We start from the raw sequence: 14,065 nt of genomic DNA, 5'->3' as shown, positions 1-14,065 counted from the left end.
CTTGGCCTTCAAGAAGACAATCGATGTGCAGGCCGCCGTCGCGATCGCGGCGGCGGAAGCCATCGCCGCCAAGACGCAGGGCACATTCGGTGTCGGCGGCTTGATGCTCGACCAGCACGGCAACGTGCTGCAGTCGCTGCACAACAACGTCATCAAGCAAGGGCTGATCTTCGACCCGACCGCACACGGCGAGCGCCAGTTGATCGACTGGTACTACGCCGAACGCGCCAAGGGCCGCGATCTGCCGGAGCCGCAGGACATCACCATCGTCACCTCGCTCGATCCGTGCTGCATGTGCAGCGGCGCGATCCTGGCGGGAGGCTTCAACGTCGTGGTGGCCGCGCCGGATAAGAGCGCGGGCATCAACTACGACGCCAGCGCCACCTTCGACGTGTTGCCGGAAGCGCTGCGGCCGCAAGCCGAGGCGACGTTCAGCTACCCGGCCATCCTTGGCTCATCGCTTTACGCGCGCGCCGCGTCGGGTGCAGCGCCGAAGTCCTTCTTCATCGGAAAAACCATCTCCGAACCGACGCAGGCCTTATGCTCATTGGTGTTCGAGGCCACGTCGGGTGAGGTGATGGAGTTGTTCGATACCGACCTGCCGCAACAACAATTGAAATGTCCGCTGACGCTGGCGTCCGATCACGCCATCGTGCGCGCGCTGCGCCAGTTGTACCCGGACGCCTTGGCCTACCGGTGCACGCCGCAGAAGCCGGATGCCGGCCTCGCGCCCTTCCTGCTTCAGGCGATGGCGCGCGACCGCGAACATGGCGGAGCGGGGGATGCGGTGGCCTTGCTGGATTCGTTCGGCAATCTGCTGCTATGCATGCCGGGCCGGATGTCGCGGTCTGGCATCCGCAGCGCCTTCATGGAAACCACGCGCGCATACGCGCAGCTGCGCTACAAGCTGATGGCCGGCGCCACGGCGGCGCAGCAGGAGGAGGTGCGCCAGTATCTCGGCCATCCGAAGGATGGCACCTTCGTCTTCGCCAAAGGGCCGGACAGCAGCGCGATCAGCTTCATGAACCTGGGCGCCTACGGTTCGACGATGGAAGGCCCGCTGCCGCTGAAAAATCCGGCGCAGTTCCAGTACGTCGTGCCGGGCATGCCGGAGGACGAACTGGCCGCGCTGTGCGGCGCCATGCCTCCGCTCTACCGCAACATCATCCGCATCCGCCCCACCCAGGTGGCCGACCAGGATCTGATTTCCGCGCTGGCATGATGACGGATACGTTCTCCCGCCTCATGGCGTTGCTCACCGCGCTGCATGAGATTTCGCCCAACCGGTTTTTCAATCGGCTAAAGCAGGCGGCGAGCCTCGACGAGTTTTACGGTGCTGCGCTGGAGTTGGGCTATGCCGCCAATTCCAAGGAACTCCGCGACACTTATGATGAGCAAGTCCACAGCCTGTCGGAGGACATCCGGCGCGAGGTTGGAAAGCTCGATGCAGTTTTTCGTATCAAGCTGCTCCCAGGTTCTCCTTCGCAAAAGCAGAGTTGGGAGAACTCCGCCTCACGGGATCCCAGCGCACGGTATGCGTTCCGTAGTGACGGGTCATTGGAAATCAGCCTTCTCGACGCGGAGCTTCGGGATGCGATACTCCACGTGAAGCGGGTATGGAGCCACGTCGGCAATTTCGACGGCTCGTGGACCAACTTCAAAATCAAGCTCGATGCGGACCAGGTGGCGGAACTGCGAACCAGGCTGGCGGAAGTGCGCAGGATCAGATCAGGCGCAGCGTTACCGCCTTGAGGGTGGCGGCTGCGCGCGTCGTACATTCCAGTTTGCGAAACACGTTTTCCACATGCGTGCGAACCGTGCTTGGACTGATCGCCAGCGAGCGCGCCACTTCCTTGTTGGTCAGGCCCAGGCTGATGCCTCGGAAGACTTCAGTCTCCCGCTCCGTCAACATGATTTTTTCCTGCGCGCCGTCTGAGGCCGGCGCCGAGCCGCTGCAGATCGCCCGCACTGCTGTGCTGTCGAAGCGGCCGGCATCGGCTTCCGCCTCCAGCAGCGCGCGTGCCGCATCCTGCGTCATCGCCGCGCGCCAGGGCCGCAGCGACTGCAGCGCGATCCATGCCGATGCGGCGGCCACGATCCGTCCCTCGATTGGAATCGACGCTGCCACGCAGGCGCGGAAGGCGCCGCTCCCGTCCAGCCGTTCGGAGGCATAGGAGCCGGCGTCCGCCGCGCCGGCCAGGGCGCCGATGCGTGTGGTGGCGCGGCTGGTCCAGTAGGGCGCCAATCGCAGTTGCTCGCGTGCGGCCGCGGACAGCCGTCCAGCGATGTTCCATACCGAATTGGGCACCGCCGCGCGGCCGATACCATGCACCAGCGCCGCACGGTGGCAACGCTCCGCTGTCTCCATGCCGAGTCCCATCGCGAGCGCCCCGCAACGCGCCGCCTCCGCCACGCGGCGCGAGTAGCCGGTCATCCACGGCAGCTTCAGGTCGATCACGTCGGCCAGCAGTTCCAGCGATACGGTGCCCTGATCGGCCAGCGCGCCGAATGACAGCGACGCCTGCCAGCTCTCGTCGTGATCCAGCACTTCCAGCCAGGATGCGGCTTGCCGCAGCGCGATCGCCGCCAGTGGCGCCGGATATGCCTTGCCGCTTTTGTGCCCGATGATGTCCAGCATGCGCTCCAGGCCTTGCGCGCGGCTGAGCACTTCGATGTCGCTGGCCAGGGCCACCATGTAGACGCTGGCCGGCACGTTGGACCCGGTGCCGTCTGCGGTCGCGAAGATCGAGCGCAGCGCCAGTTCGACATCGGCCGGAACGCGGAGCATCCGGCCGATGTCGCCGGATACCTCGCAATGGATTTCAGACAGTTGGTGGCGGGCGTCCATCACCTGCCTGCCGATCGCGGCATAGGCCGGGTCGCTGGTGTTCTGCGACATCAACAGCGCACGGCCGCCGACATCGTCGCCTATCAGCGCGCTGAAATCCGGCGCATTGGCGGTGCAGCCCGACCAGCGCAGCAGCGCGACCTGCTGCACCGCTTCGCAATCGCGGGCGCCGCAGCCGGAGGCGTGGGCCAGGCGTGCGGCCAGCCACGCGGTGCGCAGTGAATGGTCGGTGGGTTGGCCCATGCTCAAGTCGCCGACGTAGGCCAGCGCGCGCATGGTGTCCGTGATGGAGGCGGGAGTTTCGGGATGCATCGGCTGATTATAGCCATCTTTGCTTCGCGGCCGGCATCGGACATTCGACCGATTACGGCGCGGCGTGGGGTGCGGCATAGTGCGGCTTCCACTTCACCCATCCGAGGACCCAGCATGAAATTTATCTCCACCCTGATCGCGGTCGCCACGCTGGCCACCGCCGGCGCCGGTTACGCCGCCGACCGTCAACTGCACCTGCGCGGCGAAGTGACCGCAGCTGGCGCCAACGAATTGACCATCGTCGACCGCAAGGGCGTCAAGACCACGGTGCAGCTGCCGGAGAAGGCGCAGGTACTGGACGTATCGCGCAGCAGCCAGGCGGCGATCCAGGAAAACAGCTTCCTCGGCATCGCGGCGGCTCCGGCCCCGGATGGCAAGATCCGGGCGACGGGTGTGATGATTTTCCCGGAAGCGGCGCGCGGCATGAACGAGGGCCACTACCCTTGGGACAATATCGAACAGGGCACCATGACCAACGCCACTGTCGCCAAAGTGATCAAGAAATCCAGCAGCACCGAATTGGAAATGCGCTTTGGCGGCAGGTCCCAGCAGGTGATGCTGGACAAAGCCACCATCTACGGGCAGTTCGTTCCGGGTGAGCGCAAACTGCTGGTGGCCGGCGCCAAGGTCATGGTGATCGGCGCGGAGGACGCGGACGGCAAGGTCCACGCCAACGCCGTGCTGGTAGGCCGCGATGGCTTCATACCGCCGCTTTAATCCTCGGGATCATAAGTGCCGATGCTCCAGATGTGCCCCTCCGGGTCGCGGCAGGTGAAGCCGCGGCCGCCGTAGTCCTCGTCCTTGATATCGAGCAGGATCTCGCCGCCGGCCTGCTTCACGCGGTCGTACACCTGGTCGGCGTCGTTGACGACCAGATAGGAGCTCTGCGTGTTGAACTGGCCGATCTCGGAAGGCTGTTTCATCAGCCGCCCGAACTCGGTGTCGAACACCGATCCGAGCATGATCATGCTGTTGCCGAAACCGAGCTGCGCGTGCGCGATGCTGCCGTCTTCGTTCGGCACCACCAGCGTCGCTTCAAAGCCGAAAGTGGTGCACAGCCAGTCGATCGCGGCCGGCGCGTCGCGGTAGCGCATGCATGGTATGACGTTGCAGCGGGTCTGCTTGGGTATGCTGGACATTGTTCTCTCCCTGTCGTGGTCTGGAAAAGATTCGATCACCAATTACACCATTCGTTCGCCGGGCCCACGCGGCCCGGCGGTGCGATAAAGTATATATTGATAACGCTCAGGGGGCGATTACATTTGCTGGAACAAATGGGTGTTGCCCCGGCTGACTTCCAGCTGCTCGCTGAAGTTGCGGATCTTGACCATCTGCCGCCCGCGCAAGTCGCGCGTGACTTCTTCGATGGCGTCGACCCGCACCAGCGTCGAGCGGTGGATGCGCCAGAATTCGTCCGGGTCCAGTTCGTCCACCAGCTCCTTCAGCGTTTTACGGATCAGCACTTCCGCCTGCGCGGTCTGCACCCGCGTGTACTTTTCGTCGGCGCGGAAGAACAGCACTTCGCGCGTGCTGATCATGCGCAGGTTGCTGCCGACCACGGCCTGGATCCAGCGCAGGTAGTCCGGCCTGGTGGCCGGCTTGCTCTGGCTCGACAGCAGCTGGCTCAGTTGCCGCTCGATGTTGGACGGCTGCTGGCCGATCAGCGTCTGCAGCCGCGCGCAGGTGGTCTTCAGGCGCTCGCCGCCGGCCGGCTTGAGCAGGTAGTCGAGCGCGCCCTGTTCGAAGGCCTCGATCGCGTACTGGTCGTAGGCCGTCACGAACACCAGGTGGCAGCGGTTGAACAGCATGCGCGCCGCCTCGATGCCGGACAGGCCGGGCATGCGGATGTCGAGGAAGACGATGTCCGGCTGGTACTGCCCGGCCAGCGCCACGGCCTCGATGCCGTTGGCCGCTTCGGCGATGATCTCCAGCCCCGGCCACGCCTCCTGCAGGCGCGCGCGCAGCTGGCGGCGCATGGGTTCCTCGTCGTCGGCGATCAGCGCGGTGGCGCGGCGCTGGCCGTCCGGTGTGATGTTCATCATGTTGAGCTCCCGGCGAAAATGTCCGGCGCGTACGGGATGCGGATGGTGGCGCGCGTGCCGCCGGTCAGCGGCGCTTCGATCACCAGCTGCGCGCGGTTGCCGTACAGGATGCGCAGGCGCTCCCGCACGTTGGTCAGCCCGAGGCCGTCGCCGGCGTGGAGGTTGAAGCCGATGCCGTCGTCCAGCACATCCACCTGCAGCATGGCGCCGTCGACGCTGGCGCGGATGTCGATGCGGCCGCCCTCGATCTTCGGTTCCAGCCCGTGCTTGATGGCGTTCTCGATCAGGATCTGCAGCATCATCACGGGGAAGGTGGCGCTCAGCATTTCCGGCTGTACGTCGATCGACACCGCCAGCCGCGCGCCCATGCGCGCCTGCATGATGGCCAGGTAGGCGCGCGACATCTCGATCTGCCGGCCCAGCGTCCCGCTGCCCTTGGCGCGCATCTGCGGCAGCGTGGCGCGCAGGTAGTCGATCAGGTTCTGGTGGATGCGCGCGGCCTGCGGCGGATCGGTCTCGATCAGCTGGCCGATCAGCGCGAGCGTGTTGAACAAAAAGTGCGGCTCGACCTGCGCCTGCAGGGCCGCCATGCGCGCCTCGACCACGCGCCGCTCCATGCCTTCCTCGTCGGCGTGGCTGGTGGCTTGACGCGCCGCGATCTCGGCCTTGCGCTTGCCGCCGGCCAGCAACTTCAGGCCCAGCGACAGCCCGATGAAAGCGACGGTCTGCTTGGGCAGGCCGAACGGCGTCAGGCCGAACAGCAGCAACAGCAGCCACACCATCATCAGCTTGCGCCATTCCACCTGCGCCAGCCAGTCGAAGAAACGCCACCACATGCTGGTGGCGGTTTCGCCGATCTCGCGGATGATGTCGAGCAGGCTTTTGGCGTTGTCGTAGCCGGCCTTGGCCAGCCCCCGTTTTTTCATTGCTGGTGCTCCCGGCGACGCTGGCGGCGGCCGCCGATCACGCACACGCCGACCGCGATCTTCAGCAGCATGAAGAAGGCGAACCGCACCAGCGCCAGCGGCAGGATGCTCACGATGAAGGCCAGGATCAGCGCGGCGCCCAGCAGCGCCGGCGGCGACATGCGTTGCACCAGCCGCAGGCCGTAGCGCACGGTCTGCGCGAAGGCGCGGAAGATTTCTTCCATCAGATCCATCACGGCCTGGCTGTTGAATTTGCTCATTTGAGGCTCCATCAAAATCGTTGCGATGGAATCACTGTAGCAAAGCGAAGTGGCGTGCTGTTGCGGATTCCGATCAACTGCGGTTTGAGCGGGATGGCCGGCTATTCCGGAGGATAAGCGGCGGGTAAATCAGTGCTGCGGCGCAACGCTTGTTGCGGCGTTCCAGTCGCTGCGCAGCAGGCCATAGATGACGCTGTCCGAAATTTCACCGTTGACAAACCAGCGCTCGCGCAGCAAGCCTTCGCGCTGGAAATGCAGGCCTTCCAGGATGCGGCCGGAGGCAATGTTGTCGGGATGGATATCGGCTTCGATGCGGTGCAGTTCCAGCGCGCCGAAGCCGTAGGCGATCAGCGCCGCCAGCGCCTCCTGCATGTAGCGCCGGCCCCAGTGCGGCCGCGCCAGCATGTAGCCGATGTCGCAGCGGTGGTTGCGGCGGTCGAAGGCGTACAGCGTGACGGTGCCGATCAGTTCGCCATCCGGCAGCACCATCGCCAGGCGCAGCGCGCTGCCGTCCTGGTAGCCCTTGAGGGTCTGCTCGATGTTGTCGTCGGCCTGGGCGGCGTGCAGCCAGGGGCCGCTGCTCCAGTAGCGCAGCGCGACCGGATCGGAGAACAGGCGGAACAAGGCCTCGGCGTCGCCGGGATCGACGAAGCGCAGGGTCAGGCGGGCGGTGTGTAGCTGGAAGGGCTCGAAACTGGGCATGCTGATCATCTGGTGAGGGCTGTCGATTCCCTTAGCTTAGCGGATTTCGTTGGGCTGTTGGTGATTTTCATAATGCTGACAATTGGAAAATAATGATATGATTAGAACAATAACCATTAATTTTATAACATTCATCCAGGGACCGCTCCATGAACGCTCGCACTTGCATCGCCCTCGCCGCCGCAACCCTGCTGTCGGGAACGGCCTACGCCGCGCCGCTGACCGCCAACCAGATGCTGCAACAATTTAACGTTGTCGTCAGCGGCAACCTGACCTCCACCTCGCACGTCGACGGCCGCAGCTATGTGGGCCTGGACGCCAACGGCGGTGACTACGTGCAGCACGTGAACGACACGCCAGCCTCGGCCTACGCCGGCCTGACCGTGGGCGGCACCCTGAGCGGCAACGTGCACGTGAACGGCCTGGGGCTGGTGACCGGCGGCGACGCCAACGGCATCAACGTCAACAGCGGCGCCTCGTACGTGGGCGGCTCGGCCAGCGGCTCCAGCTTCAACGGCGACGCTTGGGTGGCCGGCACCGCCACCAGCGTCAACTTCAACGGCGGCGCCCATGCGGGCAGCTACGTCAACACCAACCACAACAATGTGATCGCCGCGCCGACCGCCGTGATGAACAGCACGCTGGCGGCGTCGACCTCGACCAACTTCGGCGCGGTGATGACCGGCCTGTCGAGCCAGCTGTCGGCGATGCACGCGACGGACGGCACCAAGGTCACCTACAGCAACAACGACAGCAACGTGCTGCTGAGCGGCAAGGGCGTCAACGGCGTGCTGGTGTTCGACCTGACCAAGGAAGACAGCAAGATCTTCTCGAGCAAGGTGACCGATATCTCGTTCAACCTGACCGGCGCCAGCACGGTGATCTTCAACACCGACGACAGCGACCTGAGCCTGTACGCCAATTTCAACCAGGCGCAGACACTGGGCAGCAAACTGATCTGGAACTTCGCCGGCCATAACAACAGCGTCACCGTCGGCCGCACCTTCGGCGGCCAGGTGCTGGTGGCGGATGGCACGTTCAGCAACGTCGGCGGCGCCAACGTCGAGGGCGGCGTGTTCGCCAAGACGCTGAACCAGTACGGCGAGATCCACCTGCAGAGCTTTACCGGCTCGGTGCCGGCCGCCCCCGTGCCGGAACCGGAAACCTACGCCATGCTGCTGGCCGGCCTGGGCGTGATGGGGGCGATGCTGCGCCGCCGCAAAAAACAGGGCTGAAATATTTTCTGACGGCAATTTTATGGTATCCTTGAAGTAATTTAAATTGCTATCAAGGAACTATTCATGGTCGCCGTCACGAAAACCGCTGTTTCCGCTGTTGTTCTTGCAATCGCTTCCCTGGGTGGCGCGCAGGCTGCCGTGCTGGATCTGGGTCTGCACGGCGCCAATGTGTTCTCCTTCACCGACTTCAAGGCGCCCAGCGCGGACGTGCAGGGCGCCATCATGGCCGGCCGCGATGTCCAGCTGGCCAATTACTCCGTCAATGCCAACAACGTCGACGCTTTCGGCGGCTATTCGCTGATCGCCGGCCGCGACCTGCAATTCACCAGCGGCTCGATCAAGAACGGCGACACCTACGTCGGCGGCAAGGCCAGCCTGACCCAGAGTGTCGACGTGTATTCGAAAATCAAGACCGGCGCCGCGCCTGTCAACATGAACGCGCTGGCCGGCCAGTTGACGGCCACTTCCGGCTCGCTGTCCAAGTTGTCGACCACCGGCAACGCCACCGAGCAGTGGGGCGGCCTGAATATCGCCGGCAGCAAGAAGAGTGTGGAAGTGATCGACATCGACGCCAAGACGCTGTCGAAAGTCTCCTACTTCAACTTCAGCAACCTGAATGCCGGCTCCACGCTGATCCTCAACGTCAGCGGCGACAAGGCCAGCTTCAACGGCGGCTACCAGGGCTTCGAGAACTACAACGTGCTGTTCAACTTCTACCAGGCGACCGACCTGGGCATCCACACCGGCCTGACCGCCAACATCCTGGCGCCGCTGGCCAAAGTGGATGGTGGCAGTGGCGTCATCTACGGCAATGTGATCGTCGATTCGTGGGCGTCGTCGGTGCAGATCAACGCCAGTCACTTCTTCAAGCCGATCAACGTGCAGGGCTACACCTCAGCCGTGCCGGAACCGGAAACCTACGCCATGCTGCTGGCCGGCCTGGGCCTGGTCGGCTTCACGGCGCGCCGTCGCAAGCAGGCGTCGGCACGCTGATCGCCGACAGCACCATGTCGACGATGACCTTCTCGGCATCGTCGAAGTCTTTTTTGGTCAGCTGCTTGCGGTTCAACACCAGCGCCATCTGCGCCGAAAAGTCCGCATAGGACTGCGTCATCGCCCAGATGGCGAACAGCAGGTGGGTCGCGTTGACCGGCGCGATCTTGCCCTCGCTGATCCACTTCTCGAACACCTCGATATCCTTGCGCACCAGCGGCACCACGCGGTTCTGGATCTGCGCGCCGTACAGCTGCGCGCCGCTGATCACCTCCATCGCATACACGCGCGAGGCCCACGGCTGCTCACGCGAGAACTTCAGCTTGGCCTGCACGTAGGTGCGCAGCACGTCGCGCGGATCCTGGTCGCCGGAGGCCAGGTTCTCCATCCGTTCCAGCCAGTCGTCCAGCACCTCGTCCAGCACGCGCTGATACAGCGCCTGCTTGGTGGGGAAGTAGTACATCAGGTTCTGCTTCGACAGGCCGGCGTTCTCCGCCACGGTGGCGATCGAGGTGCCCTCGTAGCCGCATTCGGCGAACACCCGCACCGCCTCGGCGGCGATGTCGGCTTCCAGTTTGTCGCGATTGAGAACGCGCCGTTTGATCTTCGGCGCTGGCTCGGCATTCAGTTTTGCTGTCGGCATGTGAGTCTCAGGAAGGTCAGGAGTTGTGGGTGGTCGGTGTAGGCGACGTTGAAGCGGAACCAGATCGATTCCGGCGCACGCAGCATGAAGAAATCGCACGGCGACAGCAGGATGCCGGATTTGAGCGCCAGGTCGGCGATGATCTTGCCGTTCCATTCGGCGGTTGGCGCCTGGTTCCAGCCGGCGCTGACGAACATGCCGCCGCGCGGCTTGGCCAGCGGCTCCAGCCCCACGCTGCGCAGGCTGTCGATGGCGCGTTCGCGGCCGGCCGCCAGCTGCGCGGCCAGCTTGTCCACCATGCGCTTGTAGGGCCGCGCGGTGATGGCGTGGTAGACGGCGCGCTCGTTTATCTCGGAGGTGGTCAGGCCGGCCAGCATCTTCACCCGCAGCAGCTCGGGGATCAGCGAGGCCGAGGCGCAGATCGAACCCACGCGCAGCACCGGCGACAGCGTCTTGGAGAAGCTGCCGACGCGGATCACGCGCCGCAGGCCGTCCATCGCCGCCAGCGAGGCTTCGCCGCGCGGAGCCAGCTCACGGTAAATGTCGTCCTCCACCAGCCAGAAATCGAACTGCTCGGCCAGCCCAAGCAGGCGGTGCGCCTGCGCCGCGCTGAGCGAGGTGCCCAGCGGGTTTTGCAGCACCGTGTTGACGAACATGAGCTTGGGCTGGGTCTGCGCGGCCTGTTTGGCCAGCGTGTCGAAATCCAGTCCATGCTCGCCGCGCGGTATGCCGACCGGCACACAGCCGTGGTGGCGTATCAGCGACAGCAGGTTGCTGTAGCCGGGATCCTCGACAAACACGGTGTCGCCCGGCTTGGTCAGCGTGCGCAGGACCAGGTCGAAGGCGTGGGTGGCGCCGTGGGTCAGCAGCACCTGTTCCGGCTCGACCGGAAACAGCTCGTCGCTCAGCGTGGAAGACAGCTGCTGCCGCAGCGACGGAAAGCCCAGCGGATGACCGTAGCCGCGCAGGCGGTTGGCCGGGATGCGCATCGCCTGGCGCACGGCGTCGAGGATGGTGTCCTCGCCATACCATTCGGGCGGCAGCCAGCCGGCGCCCACGGCCAGCGCCTCGGAGGTGCCGGAATACAGGTCGGGGGTGAGGGCGTCGATGGCGGTCGGCGTGGCCTGCAGCATGGACGGCAGCAGCGTGGCCGGCACGTCCTGGCGGGCCACGAAATAGCCGGAACCGCGGCGCGACGACAACAGTCCCAGCGTCACCAGCCGGTCATAGGACTCGACAACTGTAAAGGTGCTGATGCCATTACACTTCGCAAATTGCCGCACCGACGGCATTTTCGTTCCTATGCGCAACTCCCTGCGGCCCACCATCGCGCTGATGGCCGCGACGATCTGCTCGACCAGGCTGCCTTTCTTGCTGCGCTCTATGGCGAGCACCGGCCAGCCTGCCGCTTCGGGCGCGCAGCCGGTTTGATCGATCACAGAAATCGCTGGTTCCATCCTTGACTCCATCTGCTGCGGAAAGCAAAACTGTAGTGTTTTTGTTGCCAGTACGGTTGGACAGTTTTGATATTTGTGTATCTGTGCCATAGTTGTTGCGCTGTCTATTATTGCATCATCATTTTGCCAACTGGTAAATTTTTTTACGGTTCGTCAAAAAAATCCGCAAGTCAGTTTTTAGGAGATGTGCATGAACGAGTCCCGACCTGAATCGATGGCGTCCTTCTGGATGCCTTTTACGAACAACCGCGATTTCAAAGCCCATCCGCGCCTGCTGGTCTCGGCGGAAGGCATGTACTACAAGGACGTGGACGGCAACACCATCCTGGACGGCACCGCCGGCCTGTGGTGCGTGCCATGCGGCCACGCACAGCCGAGGATCGTCGCCGCCGTGCGCGAGATGGTGGGCCAGCTCGATTTCGCGCCGACCTTCCAGATGGGCCACCCGGCCGCCTTCGACCTGGCCGAAAAGCTGATGGAGTACACCAACCACAAATTCGGCCAGGTGTTCTACACCAACTCCGGTTCCGAGGCGGTGGACACCGCGCTGAAGATCGCGCTGGCGTACCACAAGGCGCGCGGTGAGGCGAGCCGCACGCGTTTGATCGGCCGTGAGCGCGGCTATCACGGCGTGGGCTTCGGCGGCATCTCGGTGGGCGGCATCGCCGGCAACCGCAAGCCGTACGGCGTGATGCTGCCTGGCGTCGACCACCTGCCGCACACCCACAACCTCGAGAAGAACGCCTACACGCGCGGCGAGCCGGAATACGGCACCGAGCTGGCCGACGAGCTGGAACGCATCGTCGCGCTGCATGACGCGTCGACCATCGCCGCCGTCATCGTCGAACCGGTGGCCGGTTCCACCGGCGTGCTGATACCGCCGAAGGGCTACCTCAAGCGCCTGCGCGACCTGTGCACCAAGCACGGCATCCTGCTGATCTTCGACGAAGTGATCACGGGCTTCGGCCGTTTGACCACGCCGTTCGCTGCCGACTACTTCGACGTCGAGCCGGACCTGATGACCACCGCCAAAGGCCTGACCAACGGCGTGATCCCGATGGGCGCGGTGTTCAGCAAGCAGTTCATCTACGACGCCTTCATGGAAGCGCCGGCCGGCATTGAGCTGTTCCACGGCTACACCTACTCGGGCCACCCCGTGGCCTGCGCCGCCTCGCTGGCGACGCTGGAAGTGTTCAAGGAACAGAAGATCCTCGAACACGCCGCCGGCATGGCTGAATACTGGGCCGACGCGGTGCACTCGCTCAAAGGGCTGCCGCACGTGATCGACATCCGCACCATCGGCCTGATCGCGGGCATCGAGCTGGCGCCCATCGCCGGCAAGCCAGGCGCGCGCGCGTTCGCCGCCTTCAAGCAGGCCTTTGCCGACGGCATCCTGATACGTACCACCGGCGACATCATCGCCCTGTCGCCACCTTTAGTGCTGGAGAAAAAACACATCGACGAACTTTTCGGAAAGCTGACGACGGTACTTAAAAACCTAAACTAACGAGGAGAACACCATGCTGGTAGGCGTCCCAAAAGAGATCAAGAACCAGGAGTCCCGCGTTGGCCTTACCCCGGCCAGCGTGAAGGAACTCGTATTGCGTGGCCATCAAGTACTTGTACAAAAAAACGCCGGCGCAGCCATCGGCTTGAACGATGCGATGTATGAAGGCGCTGGCGCCACCATCATCGAAGCGGCGTCCGAAATCTTCGCCCGCGCCGAGATGATCGTCAAAGTAAAGGAGCCGCAGCCGGAAGAATGCGCGATGCTGCGCAAGGGCCAGATCCTGTACACCTATCTGCATCTGGCGCCGGACCCGGAACAGACCAAGGCGCTGGTGGAATCGGGCGCGGTGTGCATCGCCTACGAAACCATCACCGGCGCCAACGGCGGCTTGCCGCTGCTGGCGCCGATGAGCGAGGTGGCGGGGCGCATGTCGATCCAGGCCGGCGCCGCGCATCTTGAAAAATCCAAGGGCGGCATGGGCCTGTTGCTGGGCGGCGTGCCTGGCGTGGCGCCCGGCCACATCGCCATCATCGGCGCCGGCGTGGTCGGCACCAACGCCTTGCAGATGGCGGTCGGCATTGGCGCGCGCGTGACGATTTTGGACAAGAACATCGACCGCCTGCGCCAGCTGGACCTCATCTACGGCAACCGCATCTCGACCATGTATTCGAACGCGCACTCGATCGAGGAAGCGGTGCTGGACGCGGACCTGGTGATCGGCGGCGTGCTGGTGCCAGGCGCCGCGGCGCCCAAGCTGGTGACCAAGGAAATGATCGCGCGCATGAAGCCGGGCGCGGTGGTGGTGGATGTCGCCATCGACCAGGGCGGATGCTTCGAAACCTCGCACGCCACCACGCACGAAAAGCCGACCTACGTGGTCGACGGCGTGATCCACTACTGCGTGGCCAACATGCCGGGCGCGGTGGCCCGCACGTCGACCTTCGCACTGAATAACGCGACCATCGGCCACGCGCTGGCGCTGGCCGACAAGGGTTGGCAGAAAGCGCTGAAAGCCAATCCGCACCTGAAGAACGGTTTGAATGTCTGTCTCGGCCACGTCACCTATGAAGCGGTGGCGCACGGCCTTGGCTATACCTATGTTGACGCGGACAGCCTGCTGGGCTGATCCCGAAA

The 14,065-nt window shown here is 64.2% G+C and carries 15 protein-coding genes; 7 read left to right on the top strand and 8 right to left on the bottom strand.

The window, feature by feature from the left end:
* Position 1: 1 nt before the first annotated feature.
* Both GTP90_RS12330 and GTP90_RS12325 read left to right on the top strand, forming a co-directional pair.
* Positions 2-1,222, top strand: coding sequence for a nucleoside deaminase (locus GTP90_RS12330; RefSeq protein ID WP_161083817.1), 1,221 nt, complete (start codon positions 2-4; stop codon positions 1,220-1,222).
* Positions 1,219-1,752, top strand: coding sequence for a hypothetical protein (locus tag GTP90_RS12325; RefSeq protein ID WP_161083816.1), 534 nt, complete (start codon positions 1,219-1,221; stop codon positions 1,750-1,752). The genes GTP90_RS12330 and GTP90_RS12325 overlap by 4 nt, the downstream gene beginning before the upstream one ends.
* Here GTP90_RS12325 and GTP90_RS12320 read toward each other — a convergent pair.
* Positions 1,724-3,160 (bottom strand): HD domain-containing phosphohydrolase, encoded by a 1,437-nt coding sequence (locus GTP90_RS12320; protein ID WP_161083815.1) that lies wholly within the window; start codon positions 3,158-3,160, stop codon positions 1,724-1,726. The two genes, GTP90_RS12325 and GTP90_RS12320, sit on opposite strands and share 29 nt — an antisense overlap.
* Positions 3,161-3,274: 114 nt before the next feature.
* Here GTP90_RS12320 and GTP90_RS12315 point away from each other — a divergent pair, with 114 nt between their 5' ends.
* On the top strand, positions 3,275-3,877 hold the full coding sequence (locus tag GTP90_RS12315; protein WP_161083814.1) for a hypothetical protein: 603 nt from the start codon (positions 3,275-3,277) through the stop codon (positions 3,875-3,877).
* Here the strand turns inward: GTP90_RS12315 and GTP90_RS12310 are convergent.
* The 5 genes from GTP90_RS12310 to GTP90_RS12290 all read right to left on the bottom strand — a co-directional run bounded on the left by GTP90_RS12310 (position 3,874) and on the right by GTP90_RS12290 (position 7,090).
* Positions 3,874-4,299, bottom strand: coding sequence for a VOC family protein (locus GTP90_RS12310; protein ID WP_161083813.1), 426 nt, complete (start codon positions 4,297-4,299; stop codon positions 3,874-3,876). The genes GTP90_RS12315 and GTP90_RS12310 overlap by 4 nt on opposite strands.
* A gap of 117 nt (positions 4,300-4,416) precedes the next feature.
* Positions 4,417-5,199: a LytR/AlgR family response regulator transcription factor gene (locus tag GTP90_RS12305; RefSeq protein ID WP_161083863.1), complete on the bottom strand. Its 783-nt coding sequence runs from the start codon at positions 5,197-5,199 to the stop codon at positions 4,417-4,419.
* Positions 5,199-6,128, bottom strand: a complete 930-nt coding sequence (locus GTP90_RS12300) for a sensor histidine kinase (protein ID WP_161083812.1) — start codon at positions 6,126-6,128, stop codon at positions 5,199-5,201. Before GTP90_RS12300 ends, GTP90_RS12305 begins: the two co-directional genes overlap by 1 nt.
* Positions 6,125-6,388 carry a hypothetical protein gene (locus tag GTP90_RS12295; protein WP_161083811.1) on the bottom strand — a complete coding sequence of 88 codons (264 nt, stop codon included), beginning with the start codon at positions 6,386-6,388 and terminating at the stop codon, positions 6,125-6,127. Before GTP90_RS12295 ends, GTP90_RS12300 begins: the two co-directional genes overlap by 4 nt.
* Positions 6,389-6,517: 129 nt before the next feature.
* On the bottom strand, positions 6,518-7,090 hold the full coding sequence (locus GTP90_RS12290) for a GNAT family N-acetyltransferase (protein ID WP_161083810.1): 573 nt from the start codon (positions 7,088-7,090) through the stop codon (positions 6,518-6,520).
* Positions 7,091-7,239: 149 nt separating this feature from the next.
* Here GTP90_RS12290 and GTP90_RS12285 point away from each other — a divergent pair, with 149 nt between their 5' ends.
* Complete coding sequence (locus tag GTP90_RS12285) at positions 7,240-8,325, top strand: collagen-binding domain-containing protein (RefSeq protein ID WP_254451839.1); 1,086 nt, start codon at positions 7,240-7,242, stop codon at positions 8,323-8,325.
* A gap of 66 nt (positions 8,326-8,391) precedes the next feature.
* The gene (locus GTP90_RS12280) at positions 8,392-9,321 is read left to right on the top strand and encodes a choice-of-anchor A family protein (RefSeq protein ID WP_175048067.1); all 930 of its coding nucleotides are present in this window, start codon (positions 8,392-8,394) and stop codon (positions 9,319-9,321) included.
* Here the strand turns inward: GTP90_RS12280 and GTP90_RS12275 are convergent.
* Entirely contained in the window at positions 9,284-9,964 is a 681-nt protein-coding gene (locus GTP90_RS12275) for a TetR/AcrR family transcriptional regulator (protein ID WP_161083809.1), read from the bottom strand. The two genes, GTP90_RS12280 and GTP90_RS12275, sit on opposite strands and share 38 nt — an antisense overlap.
* Positions 9,946-11,421, bottom strand: a complete 1,476-nt coding sequence (locus GTP90_RS12270; protein ID WP_161083808.1) for an aminotransferase-like domain-containing protein — start codon at positions 11,419-11,421, stop codon at positions 9,946-9,948. Before GTP90_RS12270 ends, GTP90_RS12275 begins: the two co-directional genes overlap by 19 nt.
* A gap of 190 nt (positions 11,422-11,611) precedes the next feature.
* On the opposite strand from GTP90_RS12270, the gene aptA reads away from it, so the two are divergent.
* Together aptA and ald are read left to right on the top strand one after the other, a co-directional pair.
* Complete coding sequence (gene aptA, locus GTP90_RS12265) at positions 11,612-12,928, top strand: omega-aminotransferase AptA (protein WP_161083807.1); 1,317 nt, start codon at positions 11,612-11,614, stop codon at positions 12,926-12,928.
* A 13-nt stretch (positions 12,929-12,941) separates the two neighbouring features.
* Entirely contained in the window at positions 12,942-14,057 is a 1,116-nt protein-coding gene (gene ald / locus GTP90_RS12260) for an alanine dehydrogenase (RefSeq protein WP_161083806.1), read from the top strand.
* The last annotated feature ends 8 nt before the right edge of the window (positions 14,058-14,065 follow it).

Source organism: Duganella vulcania (assembly GCF_009857655.1).
In the GTDB taxonomy this organism is placed as follows: domain Bacteria; phylum Pseudomonadota; class Gammaproteobacteria; order Burkholderiales; family Burkholderiaceae_D; genus Rugamonas; species Rugamonas vulcania.
Note: the sequence above shows the minus strand (reverse complement) of the source record. Positions and strands in the feature narration are given on the sequence as shown.